Origin of the sequence: Paraglaciecola marina (assembly GCF_004360155.1) — a bacterium.
GTDB classification, from domain to species: domain Bacteria; phylum Pseudomonadota; class Gammaproteobacteria; order Enterobacterales; family Alteromonadaceae; genus Paraglaciecola; species Paraglaciecola marina.
In genome coordinates, this window is sequence record NZ_SAIS01000018.1 from 60,065 (window position 1) to 78,332 (window position 18,268).

Genomic DNA, 18,268 nt, shown 5'->3' on the forward strand with positions numbered 1-18,268 from the left:
AATCAAACACACTAAAAACTTAATAGTGATTTACTTGAAATCGGCACGGAATTACCATAAGCAATTGTTTTTTATGTATTTTATTTCCTTGGCATGGTCACTGCTACGTAAGAATTACAAACTCACTATTTGTTTAATTTACGTTTTTTAAGGGAACCCAAATGCACTTAATAATAAAAAAACCAAGCAGCAATTTAATTACAATTTTAAGCCTTCTACTTAGTGTCAGCTTATTGAGTGCCTGTGGCGATAGCAACGAAACCGCATCTCAAAACGAACCATCTGAAGAATTAATTATTTCAGTACCTGTAGAAATAACCCTATTGTCTAAAGGTGATATTTCATCAAACTACACCACTACAGCGGTTTTAGAACCCAAAGAAGAGGCTTTTGTCGTTCCCAGAGCATCAGGCATTATAGAAAACATTTATGTTGAGGAAGGTGACTATGTAGAAAAAGGCCAAGTGCTGGCGCAAATTGAACCCCGTCGTTATCACCTTAATTTAGACAGAGCAAAAGCGGATCTAGTAGGAGTTGAAAAAGAGCTAGCAAAAATAAACAAAGTTTATAATCAAAAACTAGTCAGTGATGATACCTACGATAAGCTAAGTGCACAATTTGAGTCAGCAAAGGCCACATTATCGTTGGCTGAATTAGATCTAAAAGAAGCAACTATAGTTGCACCAATATCGGGTTATATAGCTGAGCGTAATGCCAAAGTTGGTAATTTAACCGAATCTTTCCAAAGAGCGAGAATGTTCCATATAGTTCAACAAAAAGAATTATACGGTATTGTTTACCTTCCGGAAAAAGAACTTTCTAAAGTATTCAAAAATCAACAAGCCACTCTAATATTAACCGCCTTAGACGATACCACAATCAAAGCTTATGTAGAGCGTATCAGCCCAGTTATCGACGCGACCACAGGTACATTCAAAGTAACATTACGAGTTCCAAATACCAATAACCAACTTAAGTCAGGCATGTTTGCAGAAGTTCAACTCAACTACGACACCCATAAAAATTCACTTTTATTAGCCCGTAAATCCCTAATTGCCATTGATGATAGTATCAATGTATTTGTTGTTGAAAATGGCATTGCTAGTAAACAAAAAATCAGCATTGGCTATCAACAAGGGGAATTAGTTGAGGTCATTAGTGGACTTACCGGTAATGAACAGGTGGTAATTACTGGCCACCAAAACTTAAGAGACCAAGCCCCTGTAGAAATCATATCGACAGAGACCGCACTAGTTGACATACCCGAAACTCCTGTTAAAGGTTAAGGATAAGCAATATGAACATAATTGATATTGCAGTTAAGCGGCCAGTCACTATATGGATGTTTACCTTAGCCATTATACTATTTGGTATGGTGTCTTTATCTAGATTAGCGATAAATCTGTTACCAGAATTATCTTACCCTACCCTCACTATCCGTACAGACTACATTGGCGCTGCACCGAGCGAAATAGAGCAACTTGTTTCTAAACCAATTGAAGAAACCATAGGTGTTGTTAAAGGTGTTCATACAGTTACATCTACGTCAAAAGCAGGTCAATCTGATGTACTTCTAGAGTTTGACTGGGGAACAGATATGGATTTAGCAAGCTTAGAAGTTCGTGAAAAGTTAGACACCTTGCAACTCCCTCTAGATGTTACAAAACCTTTATTACTACGTTTTAATCCTAGTTTAGATCCTGTACTACGTTTTGGCCTTAGTGGTGTTAAAGAGAGTACCAATAATGACCATAAAACCATGCCAATCAATGAGAAAAATATTAAAGCTCTGAGGCTATATGGTGAAGAACAAGTAAAGCGACAACTTGAATCAGTAGCTGGTGTAGCGTCAGTAAAAATTAGTGGTGGGTTAGAAAACGAAATTCAAGTTTTAATAAACCAGCAAAAAACCAACCAACTTAATTTAAACGTAAGTGACATTATAAAACGCCTTAAAGATGAAAATGTAAATTCTTCAGGCGGCAGGGTTAAAGATGGCTCTCAAGAGTATCTTGTTCGAACCTTAAATCAATTTCAAGATTTAGAAGATATTCGAAACCTATTTATTGCCACTCGAGAAAGTAAAAACATTCGATTGGGAGATATAGCAACGGTAAAAGAAGCCTATAAAGAGCCGACCTCAATGAATAGGTTTAACGGTTACCAAGGTGTTGAAATTGCTATTTATAAAGAAGGCGATGCAAATACAGTGCAGGTGGCCGAAAATGTTCAATTTAGAATTGAGCAAATCCAGAATGACATGCCAGCTCAATACCAATTACAACTCCTTTATGATCAATCAAGGTTTATTGGTAGTGCCATAGATGAAGTGAAATCAGCTGGTATTATAGGCGGGCTATTGGCTATGGCAATCTTGTATTTATTTTTGAAAAACATCTGGTCTACTCTGATTATTTCAATTTCAATACCTGTATCGATAATTGCCACCTTTAACTTAATGTATAGCAATGATATCAGCCTAAATATTATGAGTCTGGGAGGGATCGCCCTCGCAATAGGTTTGTTAGTGGATAATAGCATTGTAGTGTTAGAAAACATTGCTCGGCACAAAACCCTGAACAAAACCCCAAAACAAGCAGCCGCTGTAGGAACAAAAGAAGTTTCAATGGCCATAGTAGCGTCAACGCTCACCACCATGGCAGTGTTTTTTCCATTGGTTTTTGTAGAAGGGGTAGCAGGCCAATTATTTAGTGATCAAGCCTTAACCGTTACTTTCGCTCTTGCTGCTTCACTACTCGTTGCGTTAACGTTAATCCCTATGTTAGCCGCTCGAGAAAAAGGCAATAACCACCACAAAGAACCAAGCAAAATAGTCTTTAGTCCTTCAGAACCGAACATAAAACCAATTAGCAAAAAAGCACTAGTTGGTTACTACATTGCCCTTCCCTTTAGGTTTTTATTTAACGGGATTGGCTTGTGTTTTTACTATATATTTTTAGCCTTATCTACATTGTGTATTGGTATATTCAGAGTATTCGGCAAGGCTTCAAAGCTAATTTTACAGCCCATTCTTTGGAGCTTTGAGAAAATATTTGTTCAGATAGAACGCATATATTTAGTGGCATTAAAAGCAGCCCTTAAAATAAGAATCCTAGTCTTAGGCTCGGTAATTATTGTTTCGGCCCTGTCATTACTACTATTACCTAAAATAGGTATGGAGCTTATTCCTGATATGTCACAAGGAGAATTTTTTGTTGAAATTAATTTACCAACAGGTTCCCAGTTAGCTCAAACAGATCAAGTCATTACCGATTTAGCCCAATTCACTTCAACGTTACCTAGTGTTGAAAGAACATATGCACTTGCCGGTACAGGTAGCTTAATGAATGCATCAGCAAGTCAAGGTGGCGATTATTGGGGTAAGTTGAATGTAGTTATGACACCTGATAGTACTAAAGAATCTTCCGAAAGGGTTATAGAAGATATGCGAGCATATTTGTCTAAACAAGCAGGCGTACAAAGTAAATTTGGCAAACCAGCTTTATTTACTTTTGCCACTCCGTTAGCAATACAAATAATTGGTTATGACCTAACATCTTTAAGTGACTACAGCCAATTACTGGTGGAAAGTTTACAGAATGATCAGAGATTCGCAGATGTCAAATCGACATTACAATCTGGAAATCCTGAATTAAAAATCAAATTCGACCATAGTAGAATGTCCCAATTGGGTATAAATGCCCCAGATGTATCCAAACTAATCGCCACTAAAGTGGGAGGAGAAGTCGCCACAAAATATAGTATTCAAGATAGAAAGGTGGATATTTTAGTTAGAACTATTGAAAAGCAACGTGACTCCATAGAAGACATAGGGCAAATCATTGTAAATCCTGGAGCGACTCCCGCTATTCCGCTAAATGCAATTGCTGAAATTACCATGTCTATTGGCCCTAGCGAAATAACTCGAATTGGCCAAGAGCGTGTTGCTGTGGTTTCTGCAAATTTAAACTTTGGTGATCTTAATCAAGCAGTAACTGCGGTTAATGAACACATCAATTCACTAAACTTGCCCCTTAATATTCAAACTAAGGTGGCAGGGCAAAGTGAAGAAATGCAAACTAGCTTCCAGTCATTACAATTTGCTTTAGCTTTGGCAATATTTCTAGTTTACTTGGTGATGGCATCTCAATTTGAATCCCTATTACATCCACTATTGATATTATTTACCGTACCTCTAGCATGTGCAGGCTCTATTTATGGCTTGTATTTATCAGGTACAAATCTAAGTGTTGTAGTATTTATTGGCTTAATCATGTTAGCGGGAATTGTGGTTAACAACGCCATTGTTCTGATAGATAGGATTAACCAAGTTAGAGCCTCTGGTATTGAAAAAACACATGCCATTATAGAGTCAGCACAAAGTCGATTACGGCCGATATTGATGACCACTTTAACCACAACTTTAGGCCTTTTACCCATGGCCATCGGCCTAGGTGAAGGCGCTGAAATCCGCACACCTATGGCAATAACTGTTATATATGGGCTGATGTTCGCTACCTTATTAACTCTGTTTTTTATCCCTGTCCTTTACAGTTTATTTGATCGCAAAAAATTTGTATCACAGCAACAAAACACCTTATCAGACACACTAAATGAAGGGGCGGCTCATGGATAAGTTTGAATCAACGGGAGCTGCATTGGCAGGCTTTGCAATACGTCGCCCCGTAACTATAGGCATGCTGTTCTTTTCAATGCTGGTGTTTGGGTTAATCTCAAGCCAATTATTACCTTTAGAAAAATTTCCAAGTATTGACATTCCAGAAATAACCATACGTATTCCCTACAAAGACGCCACCCCGGTAGAAGTAGAGAAAATGATTACTCGGCCAATAGAAGAAGCACTCGCCACTATGTCTGGCATTGAACGGCTAAGATCAAGCTCAACAGAAGACGCAGCTGTCATTAGATTACAATTTGCTTGGGACGAAAACCTCAAAGCCAAAGGTATTGAAGCAAGAGAAAAAATAGATGCCATTCGTAATGAATTACCATCTGATGTTGAAAGAATATTAGTTTATCAATTTAACACCAACGATATGCCCATATTCACGCTTCGAGTATCTAGCGATAGAGATTTATCCAGTGCTTACGATTTGTTAGACCGTAACCTTAAACGCCCCATTGAAAGAGTGGCAGGTGTATCAAAAGTAGAGCTGTATGGTGTAACCCAAAAGCAGATATCAATTCGTTTAGATCAACAATTAATGACCGCTCTTCAGGTAAAGCCGAATGAATTAGCTAACATCTTGAAAAATGCCAATTTTTCGCTTTCTGCAGGGAGTTATCAAGACAACAATCTTAAGCAAAAGATAAATGTAAACCCACAAGGAGAGTTTAATAGCCTCCAAGAAATTCAGGATTTAATGGTTAAAAAAGGGGTGCGATTAAGTGACATTGCTTTAGTACAATACGAAAAGCCCAAACGGATAGAAGGTCGTCATCTAGACCAAACCTATGCTGTTGGCTTTAATATCTATCGTGAATCTAACAGCAATATGGTGGCTGTCTCAGACGATGTGATGAAGGTTATTGATGAAGCAAATCATAACCCTGCTTTTAACGGCATACACCTTTTTATAATGGATAACGGAGCACAGAGTGTCACTAAATCTCTATCGGACTTACTTGATGCTGGCCTACTTGGAGCCTTATTGTCACTGATTGTGCTGTATGCTTTTCTACGAAATATTACTAGCACGCTATTGGTAGTTTTATCAGTGCCCTTTAGTATTTGTATTACCTTAGGTTGCATGTACGTTATGGGATACACCATCAATATTTTATCTATGATGGGCTTGATGTTAGCTGTTGGTATGCTAGTTGATAATGCAGTAGTCGTTACCGAAAGCATCGAACAAGAGAAAGAAAGCATTGCAAACACTGTAGATGCTACCAAAGCGGGGGTGGCTAAAGTCAGCCTTGCTGTTATAGCAGGAACGATCACAACGGCTATTGTATTTTTACCTAATATCGTTGGTGCTAAAGTTAATGTCACAATATTTTTAGAACACGTTGCCATTGCCATTTGCATCTCGCTATTTGCCTCGCTCCTGATATCGCAAACCCTCATCCCGTTACTTGCAACTAAAATCAAGCCTAAGAATAACAAAGGCAAGCACACTAATATAAAGCGTCCTAGTAAAATGGCCTTGGCTTACAAAGATTTGCTTACCTGGTCACTTAACAATCAAGGTAAAACCGCTTTAATTGCAGTGTTAATTTTAATGAGTACAGCGCTACCTATGCAACACGTTACCAGCGACGATGACAATGATGGCGACCAAAACAGGGTCTGGCTAAACTATGATGTGCAAGGCAGTTACAACATGGAAGAAGTAGAAAAAACCGTTAATAAAATGGAGAACTACCTGTATAGCAATCAGGAAAAGTTTTATATAAAACAAGTTTATACTTATTTTACTGCTGGGCATGCTGTCTCTGGAATTACATTAATAGATAACCTACCCGTATCACAAAAATCCGTTAAAAAACTAATTACCGAAAATATGCCTAAGTTCGTAACGGCAAAACCGAGTTTTCAATGGGATCAAGGCAACGGTGGCGGCATACAAATGACGTTAATTGGGGACTCTTCTGAAAGGCTAGACCAAATAGCAGCACAAATAATTCCCGTATTTTCAAATATTAAAGGACTGACGGAAGTTAAGACTGATACCAGTCAACAGAAACAAGAGTTAAGAGTAGTGATTGATAGACAAAAAGCCTTTAGATTTGGCCTCAACACTCAAGATATATCCCAAGTTATTGCTACGGCGTTAAGGGGAACCAACCTAAGAACATTTAGACATGGTGAAAACGGTGAAGTTGGCATAAAACTCATGTACGACCAAAATCTACAAAACTCAGTGGATGCCCTTAAAAACCTTACGATTACCCGCCAAGGTCAACAAAATGTCACCTTAGATATGATTGCCAACCTATCGGTAGCCCCCCGAGCTTCAGAAATAAACCGCAGTTATAGGCAAACATCGGTCACGATAGGAGGTAATTTACAAGACGGTGTAACATTAGAAGAGGTTCAAAAAAGCATGAAAGGAGTAATGGAGCACATACAGTTGCCTAGTGGTTATGGCTGGACTTTTGATGGCAGTATTAAGCGCCAAAATCAAAATGAAGATGCCATGCAAACTAATATGCTCTTGGCTCTTTGTATGATTTATATAGTGATGGCAGCTCTATTTGAGTCAATATTACTGCCAACGGCCGTTATCACTTCTTTGTTATTTTCACTTACGGGGGTGTTTTGGGCACTCTTTATAGCGGGCATTCCCATGTCGATAATGAGTATGATTGGTATGTTAATATTGATGGGAATTGTGGTGAACAATGGCATTGTATTAGTGGATCGAATAAATCAATTAATCAATGAAGGTTTACAAGTACAGCAAGCAATTATAGAGGCTTGTTTAAACCGGGTTAGACCTATATTAATGACGGTAGCCACTACCGTTTTAGGCTTGGTCCCCTTAGCATTTGGAAGCACTAGGCTGGGAGGAGATGGACCAGCATACTCCCCCATGGCTATAGCGATTATTGGTGGCTTGGTTTTCTCGACCTTAACTAGTTTAGTGTTAGTTCCCCTAGCCTATTTGTTGTTACTTAAGCTTAGAGCCAAAACAGCTAATATGATAAATAACAGTAAAAATTTAGTGAGTAAACTCATTGCAGAGTCATGACAAATAGGTGTTATCAATTTAAGAGAGGCTTAAAAACCTCTCTTAACAACTCAAATCACCAACTTAAGTAGCTCAACAAAAACGGCCTAATTGTTAGAGATTAATAACCAAACCTTCTCTAAAACATCCTTATTCCCTTTCACTGCTTCTTTCACTTTATCATCAGCTAACAAAGTTAAGGAATACGCCACTCTATAATGGTTATTTACTTCGTTATCATCTACTGAAAATGGTGGTCCAGCCATCTTGTTTTGGTCATATACAAAACTAATTAATAACTGTTTTGCGTGTTTTGTAATTAACGGTAAATGGACTGCATATTTTTTACGTAGCCCTTCAGGCAATGCAACCAGTGCAGCTCGATCATAAACAGCATCTACATCACCTAATATATCTAAAGTTAAATCGAAAATATCCCCAACATAAATTTCTAATTCACCGGCTCTATAACACTTCAGCTTACCTATAGTTTTAATATTGGGTGTTACCTGTAACTCTTCAAATAATTGAATTACAGCTGACTCAACCATTTCAATACCGACTACTTGGTATCCTAATGACAGCAACCACCCGACATCTAAGGTTTTACCACATAAAGGAATAAAAATTCTGGCTCCCTCTTCTAGCGCCAATTTCGAGAAGTGACTTTCTAATAAAGGATTAACCGATGGCTGGTGAAACCCCAGTTCTTTATTTTGCCATTTACTGATCCAATATTCTTTTTCCATAGGAGCCTCTAATTACTACTTTACACTTGATTGATGAATTTATATCAGTAGCATACAACTTAAAGTCCACTTGAGGTCAAGGTTTAATGCCACAAAAATTTATAACTATTACTGAAGTCGTAAAACAAACCGGTATTCCTGCTTCAACTCTTAGGTACTACGAAGAAATTGGCTTAATACAGTCTTCTGGTCGTCATGGAATTATGCGAGTCTTTAAAGCCAAAGTGGTGCAACAGTTATCATTAATTTTGTTAGGGCAAGCTGCTGATTTTTCTTTAGATGAAATATCAGATATGGCATTAAAGAATAGCTCAGAAATTGATAGACAAAAATTGTTGGAAAAGTCAGAACAAGTTGACAACAAAATAAAACAGCTCACTAAATTACGAGATGGTCTAATTCACGCAGCACACTGCAGCGCCCCTTCTCACCTTGAATGCCCAAAATTCCAACGCCTTTTATCTATTACCCAAAAAGATAAAAAGAGAAAATTGCAGAGAAAGGCTAACTAGTCACCAAGCAATAGTTTAGCAAGAGTCTCTTTGAAATTGAGAAATTCGTCACTTTGGTTTAGGCTAGCCGCTGTTTATACTAGGCTGATTAAAAAATGATAACCAAAGACTCGAATCCCCTTTACTGTGCGGCAGAAACCCGTTACGAAAACATGCCTTACCGCCGCTGTGGTAAGAGTGGTTTACGGCTACCTGCCTTATCTCTTGGGCTTTGGCAAAACTTTGGTGAAGTAGACCCCTTCTTTAACGCTCAAACAATGCTGCATAGAGCCTTTGATCTTGGTATCAATCATTTTGACTTAGCCAATAACTATGGTCCACCCTTTGGCTCAGCAGAAAGCACCTTTGGAAAGATCATGGCTAATAGTTTGAAGCCATACAGAGATGAAATACTGGTTTCAAGTAAAGCAGGATACGACATGTGGCCTGGCCCCTATGGAATTGGCGGTTCAAGAAAATACCTAATTTCTAGTATTGACCAAAGCTTAAAACGAACCGGACTAGACTATTTCGACGTGTTTTATTCCCATTGTTATGATCCAAACACTCCCCTTGAAGAAACCATGCAAGCGCTCGATTACATAGTGCGGTCAGGTAGAGCTTTGTATGTAGGTATTTCTAGCTATTCGCCAGTCCATACCAAACAAGCTATCCGCATATTAGAAGACTTAGGTACACCGCTGCTGATCCATCAACCTAGCTACAACATGTTTGACCGCTGGATTGAAGATGGGTTAACCGATGTGTTACTCGATGAAAATGTCGGATCAATAGTGTTTTCGCCACTAGCGCAAGGCTTATTGACCAACAAATATTTAAAGGGGATTCCCGAGAATTCTAGGGCGGCACGTTCCGAACAAATTTACTTAAATAAAGATAATATTAGTCTAGACAAGCTAGATAAAATCTCACAATTAAATTCTCTGGCACAGCAAAGGGAGCAATCACTAGCACAAATGGCGGTGGCATGGGTTTTAAACAACCAAGCGGTAACCAGTGCCATAATAGGCGCGAGTAAAGTAAGCCAGATAGAAGACTGTGTTGCAGCATTAGATAATTTAACATTCAGTGAATCAGAGTTAACAAACATCAGCCAAATACTAGAGTCATAAAACGTGCAAACTCACTTAGCCATTACTAACCCTAAAAGCCCACAAAATATGGGTAGCATCTTAAGAGCAGCAGGAAATTACCAAGCACAGAGTATCCGTTATACCGGCGAACGCTACGCCCGTGCACGGGCCTTTCGTACCGATACCAAAAACGTACATCAAGATATCCCTGTTATGCAGGTAGACAGAATTATTGGTCTTGAATCAGACAAGCAATTAACAAAAGTGGCCATTGAACTCGTTGAAGGTGCCACTCCATTACCGCTGTTTGTACATCCAGAAAACGCTTTGTACATTTTTGGACCCGAAGACGGCTCTATTGAACAAGAGGTAATAGACCAATGTGACCAAGTGGTTTACATCCCCACTATCGGTTGTATGAACCTAGCGGCAACGGTAAATGTGTTGTTGTATGACAGACTTGCTAAAACGGCTGCGATGCCGAAAGATAATTCTGTGATTGAAACAAGTAGAGACACAAATAATCGAACTAAGGTTAATAAGTAAACCCTGTTAACCTAAGGGGCAAACACAGCTTAGGATTGCTAGTACGCCTTTAAAGGCTACATTACTCAACAACTCATTTACAATCATCTCATCAGTTAAATCGTTTACACTACTGCCACTATGCGCATCTGCTTATTTTCGGTTACTTCCTTTTTTTGTTACTCCGCAACCATTAAGTGCTATCTAAATGTTAATTTAAGTTAAACGGTCACTATTTGAAGACTTATACACAAGCATTAGAAGAATTGGTGGCCTATGAACAAGCTTAAATAACATTAGTAGACACAGTGGTGAAACTATCTTACCCTTACAAATAATAACAACTGTCGTGAACTTGCTGTAAAAAGAAGGTATGTCATTGAAAAATAATAATAAACAAATTAGACATCAAGTTATAACAGAAGTGTTAACACTATGAATTACACCTTTGAATTAGCCTATAAAAATACATTCAAACAAGCTAATTTAACGGCCCTAATTGTATTGACTATCAGTTTAGGCATAGCTGCCTGTGTGATTACTTATGCTTTAATTTATTTAATGTCTGCGGATCCCTTACCTACTAAAAGTGCAAGGGTGTTACATGTTCAACTAGATAACTGGGACCCCAATAAAGCCGCTATAGAACCGAACTTACCGCCAGAGCAAGTGACTTGGCAAGACGCTACCAATATTGTTGCTGCTAAACAAGCCAAATACCAAGCAGCCAGCGCCATCACTTGGGGAATGGTTACGCCAACAGACAAAAACGCTGCGCCCTTTTTAGGGGTAATGCGTGCCACCCATGGTGAATTTTTCCCTATGTTTAACGTACCGTTTCTGTACGGCCAAGGCTGGCAAAATGCCGAGCCTAATGAGGCAAAGTACGTCACCGTTTTAACTAAAGAAGTTAACGAAAGAGTATTTTCAGGGGAAAACTCAATAGGTAAAACCTTACCTATGCTTGGCAAGATATTTACAGTTGTAGGCGTATTAGATGATTGGCACCCCTCCCCTAAATTTTATGACATGGTATATGGCGCTTTTAGTAAACCAGAAGACTTGTATATACCTTTTCAAATTAAAGCTGAATTAGAACTACCACATGGCGGTATCACTAATTGCTGGGAAACCAATCTAGGAGATAGCTATCAAGGCTTCCTAAACTCAGAATGTACTAACTTTGAGTTATGGGTTGAGGTCGACGAACTAACACATTTCTCTGACTACGAATTTTACTTAAACTCCTACGTCCAACAACAAAAACAATTGGGCCGTTTTGCACGCCCTATTAACAACATATTATTAGATATCAACCAATGGCTTAGTTATAAAAGAGTAGTGAGTAAAGATATCTATGTATTTTTTAGCTTAGCCTTACTTTTTTTATTTGTGTGTTTATTTAATGCTGCAAGTTTAATTAGCACAAAATTTACTGCCAGCACCCATGAAGTAGCGCTTAGGCGAGCCTTAGGTGCCAACCAGCAAAACATCTTTTTACAATCTATGATTGAAGCCATGATTTTGGGAGTTTTAGGAGGTGTATTCGGATTAATATTTAGCTTGTTTGGCTTACAAGGTATCAGCTATTTATACCCGAATTTCAGTACTTTCTTAACCTTAGACCTAACCTTAATTAGTTTTGCTTTTGGTTTGAGCATACTATCAAGCCTTATAAGTGCACTTGGCCCAATTTGGTTTTTAAACCGTACTCCAATTGCCAAACACTTAACATAAAGGTGCCTTAAAATGAATTTAAAAGTATTTATCACGCGCCTATCAATTCCACCAATTTTCCGGACTTTGGCCCGTCAAAAATACCCAACCCTCATGTTAATTTCTCAAATATCCATAGCTTTAGCTGTAATAGCAAATGGACTATTTATAGCTGTGGATAGATTTCAAACTATAAGTACTCTAAGTGGAATCGATGAGTCCAACAGCTTCTTCTTAACAAGCTCAGGCTTTACTGATAACTTTAATATTCAAAATACTATTCACTCAGATCTTGCAAAAATCAGAGCCCTACCAGATGTTGTAAATGCCGTAAAAACTAACTCTTTTCCTTACAGTGATAGTGGTGATGAGTTTGCTTTAAGCACTAACCAAGATAGCCTATCTCCAATACCAGCTGCCAGTTATAAACTAGATGAGCATGGTATCGAAGCACTCGGTTTAGAGTTAGTTGCAGGAGAGAACTTCTCTACAAATGAAGTAATTTGGCAATCTCCGCATACCTCTAAGTTTGCGCCCCATGTATTACTGACGACTCGTACAGCCCAGGCTTTATTTAATACAGATGACTGGCAATCCACCTTAGGAGAGCCTATTTATATTGATAATAATCAATTAGTTATTGTTAAAGGAATCATCAAAACCTTGCATGCTCCTTGGCCCGGCTGGAAACACTTGGAACATAGTTTTATCACACCCTCAGTGGTTACGCATAACTCATCACGATACCTAATAAGGGTAAAACCAGGCACACTTGATGATATGATGAGTGAAATCGAAAGCACCCTAGCTTTAGGTAACAAACAACGCTTAATACGAAAAATGAAAAGTATATCAGACGCTAAAAAAGAGGTTTATGGAGCTGATTTAGCCGCATTAACTATTTTGCTGGTAGTTATAGTTTCTCTGTCTTTTATTGTGGGGTTAGGAATTACTGGAGCTACCTCTTTAAAGATATTAAAACAGACCAAACAGATAGGAATACGCCGCGCACTAGGGGCAAATAAGTATGATATTTTCAGGTATTTTCTTTTAGAAAATTTAATTATAACCTCAATTGGGATCTTTACAGGCATTGTATTTGCTATCGCCCTTAATGTATTTTTGGTGGAGCAACATGCTTTTCAAAAATTACCTTTGAGCTATTTAATAATAGCAGCTTTAGTTATGTATTTATTGAATATTATCGCCACTATTAAGCCTATTCTAAAAGCAGTGAGAGTTTCCCCTATTACCGCAACTCAAGGTAATTAACGGAGACTTAAACCAAGCCTCAAAAATAAATTTAAGATACATTTAAACTTTTTAACTAAAGCAATCGACTTACCCCTTGATTGTGCAATATTCAGGAAAAAAAATGAGAATCGCAGACACTAGCGGCCAAGATACACTTGTTCAAAAAAAGAAAAACAAAAAAGCTATTTGGATAATTTTAAGCTTAGCCGTAGTCGCTATTGTTCTCTATTTCACATTAGCGCCCTCATTAAGCAATTGGTCCAATTCTGATACCAGTATTTCAGCTCAAAGAGTTAGAACCGCTACGGTTACCAGAGGAGATTTAATACGAGACTTGTCGGTACAAGGTCGAGTGGTGGCAGCAGTAAGCCCCAAATTGTATAGCCCAGCGCAAGGCACGATATCATTTGAAGTGGACGCTGGAGATAGCGTAACAAGAGGACAAACTCTAGCGGTAATCGAAAGCCCTGAGTTAACCAACCAATTAAAGCAAGAAGAGTCTGCCCTGCAGCGTTTACAGTTAGAGCTTGATAGGCAAAAAATTCAATCAAATAAACAAGCATTGGTTAATCAAAAGGCAGTAGATCTTGCGAAAGTAGCCTTAACTGCAGCAGATAGAGAAAAACGCCGAGCAGATAAAGCGTTTAAAAGTCAGTCTATAAGCCAAATAGATTACGAAAAAGCCCAAGACGAATTAGAAAATGCCAAGTTGGTTTATAAACACTCAGTAAAAGATGCCGAGCTAAATTTAGAAAGCCTAGCATTTGAAGTAAAAGCCAAGAAGTTATTCGTAGAGCGTCAAATTCTACTGGTTGAAGACTTAAGCCGTAAAGTTGCAGAGCTTACCCTGCGCTCACCAGTGGATGGATTAGTGGGTAATTTATCGGTAGAACAAAAAAACCAAGTAGCCAAAAATCAAGCCATATTAAGCGTGGTAGATTTATCTGAATTTGAACTTGAAGTAGATATTCCAGAAAGTTACGCAGATGATTTGGCCATAGGTATGACGGCTGAAGTCACCCTAAATGGTGAGACCCACTTAGCAAAACTAGTCACCATTTCTCCTGAAATAGAAAACAACCAAGTAAGCGGCCGTGTACGTTTTATGGCCTCTACCGATGACTCTATTAGCCAGCCCAAAGGGTTACGCCAAAATCAAAGGTTAACCACCCGAGTTCTCATGGAAAATAAACAAGATGTGCTCATGGTTCAGCGAGGCCAGTTTTTAGAGACAGGTAACGGCAGAGTCGCTTACAAAATTCAAAACGATATGGCACAACGTATCAGTATACTTACAGGTGCTCGGAGCCTATCTAGCGTTCAAATATTAGAAGGTTTAGCAGTAGGCGACACCATAATTGTGTCGGGTACCGATCAATTTAATGGCGCACAGAGCGTCCTTATTACCAATTAAAAAAAGAACAATAATTAGGAATCAATCATGTTAAAAATGACCGATGTTAAAAAGGTATTTCGTACAGACTTAGTAGAGACCCATGCACTAAAAGACTTCAACCTCCAGGTTGGTGAAGGAGATTTTGTAGCGGTAACCGGCCCATCAGGCTCAGGTAAAACAACGTTTTTGAATATCGCTGGGCTACTAGAAACCTTCGATGGTGGTACCTATGAATTAGATGGTCAAGATGTCAGTAACCTAAATGATAAGCACCGTAGTCAACTAAGAAATGAAAAAATCGGATTTATTTTTCAAGGCTTTAACTTGATACCCGACTTGAACCTGTTTGATAACGTGGACGTACCTTTGCGCTATCGCGGTTTTAACAGCGCTGAGCGTAAAAAAAGAATTGAAAACAGCTTAGAAATGGTTGGTCTAGCGCAACGTATGAAACACCTTCCTTCACAACTTTCTGGTGGTCAACAACAGCGTGTAGCTATCGCAAGGGCATTAGCAGGTGAGCCACGATTTTTGCTGGCAGATGAACCTACAGGTAACTTAGATACCAAAATGGCAAACAGTGTAATGGAATTACTCAAAACCATTAACGATGCCGGGACAACCATCATTATGGTGACACATGATGCTGACCTCGCAAAACAGGCTAGACGTAATATTTATGTTAGAGATGGCCAAGTGAGTGAGCTTTAAGCCGCTGAGTAACGAGTCCTTTAAACCTCAGCAACATGTATCAACCAGGAATATTCCCATGTTTAATTACTATATTAAATTAGCCTTTAAGAGCTTTAAAAGAAATCCTATTCTTAGCTTATTAATGGTAACGGCCATTGCCCTTGGCATTGGCGCGAGTATGACCACTATTACCGTTAACTACTTGATGTCAGCCAATCCTATTCCTCACAAGAGTGAGCAATTATTTCACATTCAAGTCGACAGCTGGGATCCTAATAATCCATTTAATGATGACGATGATGCCCTACCCAACCAATTAACCTGGACAGATGCGACTAATTTAACCCATGCAAAAAAAGCCTTAAGGCAGTCAGCCATGAGTATGTCAGGCGCAATAATTGAGCCTCAAGGCAGCGAATCTAAGCCCTTTGAAGCATCAATCCGTTTAGCCTATACAGACTTTTTTGCTATGTTTGACGTTCCCTTTTTATATGGTGGCCCATGGGATAACAACTCAGATAGTAATCGCGAGCAAGTCGTGGTCCTCAGTAAACGTACTAATGAGAGTGTTTTTGGAGGAGAAAACTCCATAGGTAAAGATATCGTGATAGCGGGTAGACACTTTCAAGTTGTGGGTGTGATTGACACATGGGAAGTCATGCCTAAATTTTATGATGTAAATAATGGCCCTTTTAACGAAACCGAAGAGCTATTTATGCCGTTTTCACTAAAAGAAGATCTAGAGCTGCCTAACTGGGGTAACAACAGCTGCTGGAAAAGCCCAGATGGTGAAGGTTATGCCGCATTTTTGCGTTCAGAATGTATTAACACCCAAATGTGGGTTGAACTCCCCAATGCCCAGGCAGAAGCTGATTACTTAGACTTTTTAAATAATTATGTACGTTCTCAAAAAGAATTAGGTCGCTTTCCACGCCCTTTACACAACCGTCTAAACGATGTGATGGAATGGATGGAGCGACAAGAAGTGGTTGAGGAAGATGCCAAAATGATGATGTGGTTATCCTTTATGTTTTTACTTGTGTGCTTATTAAACACCATAGGGTTACTGCTTGCTAAATTCACAGGAAAGTCTTCTGAGATTGGTTTGCGATTAGCAGTTGGCGCGTCTAAAGCTGATGTATTTAAACAGCACATAGTCGAAACCGCCTGTATTGGCTTAGTAGGTGGTGTTGCAGGTTTAGGGCTAACTTTGGTGGGGTTACAAGGCATTAAATCTTTATACGGTGATTTCGTTGATGATCTGGCCACCCTTGACGCATCTATGATCGTCGTTGCATTAGTCATTGCCTTGGTATCAAGTATCGCAGCGGGTTTATATCCCACTTGGCGAGCTTGTAATATCTCCCCCGCCAGCCAATTAAAAAACCAATAAGGAAAGTGAAGATGAAACAGTCACAACCTCAGACGTCAACAAATTGGGAACTGGGTCCTATTTTAAGAGCCATGCTACGAAACAAGGTAGGAGCAATACTTATCGCATTACAAATTGCGATAACCATGACAATCATAGTTAACTCAGTTTATATCATTGTTGAGCGAAACAAAGACATGCAACGGGATAGCGGCATAGACAACGAAAATAGCTTTTACCTTACAAGCGTAGGGTTTGGTGAAAACTTCAATGTCCCTAATACTGTTGAAGAAGACCTAACCATGTTAAGGGCGTTACCCGGTGTAATCGATGCGATTCAAACTAATGCCGTACCCAATAGTAACAGTGGTTGGTCTATGGGATTAAAAACCCAATCAGGTGTAGAGCATGATGCAGTAGGTACCGCCGTTTACATGGTAGATGACCATGGTGTTAATGCATTAGACGTAGAAATAATTGCCGGAGAGAACTTTGCTCCTAGCGATATAAGTTTACGAACCGTTGGGCAAGTAGACTGGCCAAACAAGACCATTATCACTAAGGCCATGGCAGAAAACTTATTTCCTGATATCAATTATGCCGATGTAGTGGGTAAAACAGTTTATATAAACGACATCGATCCTATGGTAGTCGTTGGGATAATAGATAAGTTACAAGCTCCATGGGTAAACTGGAGTAACGTTGAGAATGTTATGCTGTCTCCCGAAAGACAATCATTTAAGGGTAGTCGTTACTTTATTCGCACAGAGCCAGGTATGCGAGACACCCTAATGAATCAAGTTGAAGAATTATTGGCTAACAGTAACAACCAAAGATTGATCAAAGGTATGCGCAGTATTGAAGAAACCCGAGAGCGCAGCTACCGTGGCCATACCGCCATGATTAAGATTTTGACAACCGTAATGGTCATACTCACAATCGTCACAGCCCTAGGAATTGTCGGCTTAGCGAGTTTTAGTGTAAATCAGCGCAAAAAACAAATTGGTACTAGACGCGCCCTAGGTGCCACTCAAGGGACCATAATCCGTTACTTCATGTTTGAAAACTTTTTAATCAGTAGTATCGGAGTGCTCTTAGGTGCCGTGTTAACCGTTATCTTGAATGTAATACTCGTTAACGCATTTGGGTTAGACAGACTAGATTGGTTCTACATCCCTATTGGTATGCTGGTACTTTGGCTTGTCGGGCAAGCCGCGGTATTTGGGCCAGCTAAAAAAGCAGCGAATATCCCCCCTGCCCTTGCGACCAGAACAGTTTAAA

The 18,268-nt window shown here is 39.1% G+C and carries 13 protein-coding genes; 12 read left to right on the forward strand and 1 reads right to left on the reverse strand.

All coding sequences use genetic code 11. From position 1 onward, the window contains the following. Positions 1-161 precede the first annotated feature (161 nt). Genes EOK74_RS18615 through EOK74_RS18625 form a run of 3 tightly spaced genes read left to right on the forward strand, consistent with a single transcriptional unit; the run spans position 162 to position 7,718 of the window. The gene (locus tag EOK74_RS18615; RefSeq protein WP_133471617.1) at positions 162-1,286 is read left to right on the forward strand and encodes an efflux RND transporter periplasmic adaptor subunit; all 1,125 of its coding nucleotides are present in this window, start codon (positions 162-164) and stop codon (positions 1,284-1,286) included. 11 nt (positions 1,287-1,297) lie between these two features. After that, on the forward strand, positions 1,298-4,636 hold the full coding sequence (locus tag EOK74_RS18620) for an efflux RND transporter permease subunit (RefSeq protein WP_133471618.1): 3,339 nt from the start codon (positions 1,298-1,300) through the stop codon (positions 4,634-4,636). Continuing rightward, the gene (locus EOK74_RS18625; protein ID WP_133471619.1) at positions 4,629-7,718 is read left to right on the forward strand and encodes an efflux RND transporter permease subunit; all 3,090 of its coding nucleotides are present in this window, start codon (positions 4,629-4,631) and stop codon (positions 7,716-7,718) included. The genes EOK74_RS18620 and EOK74_RS18625 overlap by 8 nt, the downstream gene beginning before the upstream one ends. Positions 7,719-7,804: 86 nt before the next feature. Here the strand turns inward: EOK74_RS18625 and tmpT are convergent, their stop codons facing one another. Further along, a complete protein-coding gene (gene tmpT / locus EOK74_RS18630; RefSeq protein WP_133471620.1) occupies positions 7,805-8,446 on the reverse strand; it encodes a thiopurine S-methyltransferase in 642 nt (213 codons plus the stop codon). Between the two features lie 86 nt (positions 8,447-8,532). Between tmpT and EOK74_RS18635 the strand changes: the two genes are divergently transcribed. From EOK74_RS18635 to EOK74_RS18675, 9 genes are all read left to right on the forward strand, one after another. Beyond that, the gene (locus EOK74_RS18635; protein WP_420818939.1) at positions 8,533-8,958 is read left to right on the forward strand and encodes a helix-turn-helix domain-containing protein; all 426 of its coding nucleotides are present in this window, start codon (positions 8,533-8,535) and stop codon (positions 8,956-8,958) included. Between the two features lie 95 nt (positions 8,959-9,053). Beyond that, a complete protein-coding gene (mgrA, locus tag EOK74_RS18640; RefSeq protein WP_133471621.1) occupies positions 9,054-10,070 on the forward strand; it encodes an L-glyceraldehyde 3-phosphate reductase in 1,017 nt (338 codons plus the stop codon). 3 nt (positions 10,071-10,073) lie between these two features. Beyond that, positions 10,074-10,577: an RNA methyltransferase gene (locus EOK74_RS18645; protein ID WP_133471622.1), complete on the forward strand. Its 504-nt coding sequence runs from the start codon at positions 10,074-10,076 to the stop codon at positions 10,575-10,577. Between the two features lie 414 nt (positions 10,578-10,991). After that, positions 10,992-12,293, forward strand: coding sequence for an ABC transporter permease (locus EOK74_RS18650; RefSeq protein ID WP_133471623.1), 1,302 nt, complete (start codon positions 10,992-10,994; stop codon positions 12,291-12,293). A 12-nt stretch (positions 12,294-12,305) separates the two neighbouring features. Further along, entirely contained in the window at positions 12,306-13,544 is a 1,239-nt protein-coding gene (locus EOK74_RS18655) for an ABC transporter permease (RefSeq protein WP_133471624.1), read from the forward strand. Between the two features lie 103 nt (positions 13,545-13,647). Beyond that, positions 13,648-14,940, forward strand: a complete 1,293-nt coding sequence (locus EOK74_RS18660) for an efflux RND transporter periplasmic adaptor subunit (protein ID WP_133471625.1) — start codon at positions 13,648-13,650, stop codon at positions 14,938-14,940. Positions 14,941-14,967: 27 nt separating this feature from the next. Beyond that, a complete protein-coding gene (locus EOK74_RS18665) occupies positions 14,968-15,633 on the forward strand; it encodes an ABC transporter ATP-binding protein (protein ID WP_133471626.1) in 666 nt (221 codons plus the stop codon). A gap of 58 nt (positions 15,634-15,691) precedes the next feature. Then, positions 15,692-17,008 carry an ABC transporter permease gene (locus tag EOK74_RS18670; RefSeq protein WP_133471627.1) on the forward strand — a complete coding sequence of 439 codons (1,317 nt, stop codon included), beginning with the start codon at positions 15,692-15,694 and terminating at the stop codon, positions 17,006-17,008. An 11-nt stretch (positions 17,009-17,019) separates the two neighbouring features. Then, on the forward strand, positions 17,020-18,267 hold the full coding sequence (locus EOK74_RS18675) for an ABC transporter permease (RefSeq protein WP_133471628.1): 1,248 nt from the start codon (positions 17,020-17,022) through the stop codon (positions 18,265-18,267). Position 18,268: the final 1 nt, after the last annotated feature.

What these genes read in the sequence shown, in the direction of transcription:
- EOK74_RS18615 (WP_133471617.1), top strand. Translation starts at nt 162, where the DNA reads ATGCACTTAATAATAAAAAAACCAAGCAGCAATTTAATTACAATTTTA.
- mgrA (WP_133471621.1), top strand. Translation starts at nt 9,054, where the DNA reads ATGATAACCAAAGACTCGAATCCCCTTTACTGTGCGGCAGAAACCCGT.
- EOK74_RS18665 (WP_133471626.1), top strand. Translation starts at nt 14,968, where the DNA reads ATGTTAAAAATGACCGATGTTAAAAAGGTATTTCGTACAGACTTAGTA.
- tmpT (WP_133471620.1), bottom strand. Translation starts at nt 8,446, where the DNA reads ATGGAAAAAGAATATTGGATCAGTAAATGGCAAAATAAAGAACTGGGG.
- EOK74_RS18670 (WP_133471627.1), top strand. Translation starts at nt 15,692, where the DNA reads ATGTTTAATTACTATATTAAATTAGCCTTTAAGAGCTTTAAAAGAAAT.
- EOK74_RS18675 (WP_133471628.1), top strand. Translation starts at nt 17,020, where the DNA reads ATGAAACAGTCACAACCTCAGACGTCAACAAATTGGGAACTGGGTCCT.
- EOK74_RS18635 (WP_420818939.1), top strand. Translation starts at nt 8,533, where the DNA reads ATGCCACAAAAATTTATAACTATTACTGAAGTCGTAAAACAAACCGGT.
- EOK74_RS18650 (WP_133471623.1), top strand. Translation starts at nt 10,992, where the DNA reads ATGAATTACACCTTTGAATTAGCCTATAAAAATACATTCAAACAAGCT.
- EOK74_RS18655 (WP_133471624.1), top strand. Translation starts at nt 12,306, where the DNA reads ATGAATTTAAAAGTATTTATCACGCGCCTATCAATTCCACCAATTTTC.
- EOK74_RS18620 (WP_133471618.1), top strand. Translation starts at nt 1,298, where the DNA reads ATGAACATAATTGATATTGCAGTTAAGCGGCCAGTCACTATATGGATG.
- EOK74_RS18625 (WP_133471619.1), top strand. Translation starts at nt 4,629, where the DNA reads ATGGATAAGTTTGAATCAACGGGAGCTGCATTGGCAGGCTTTGCAATA.
- EOK74_RS18660 (WP_133471625.1), top strand. Translation starts at nt 13,648, where the DNA reads ATGAGAATCGCAGACACTAGCGGCCAAGATACACTTGTTCAAAAAAAG.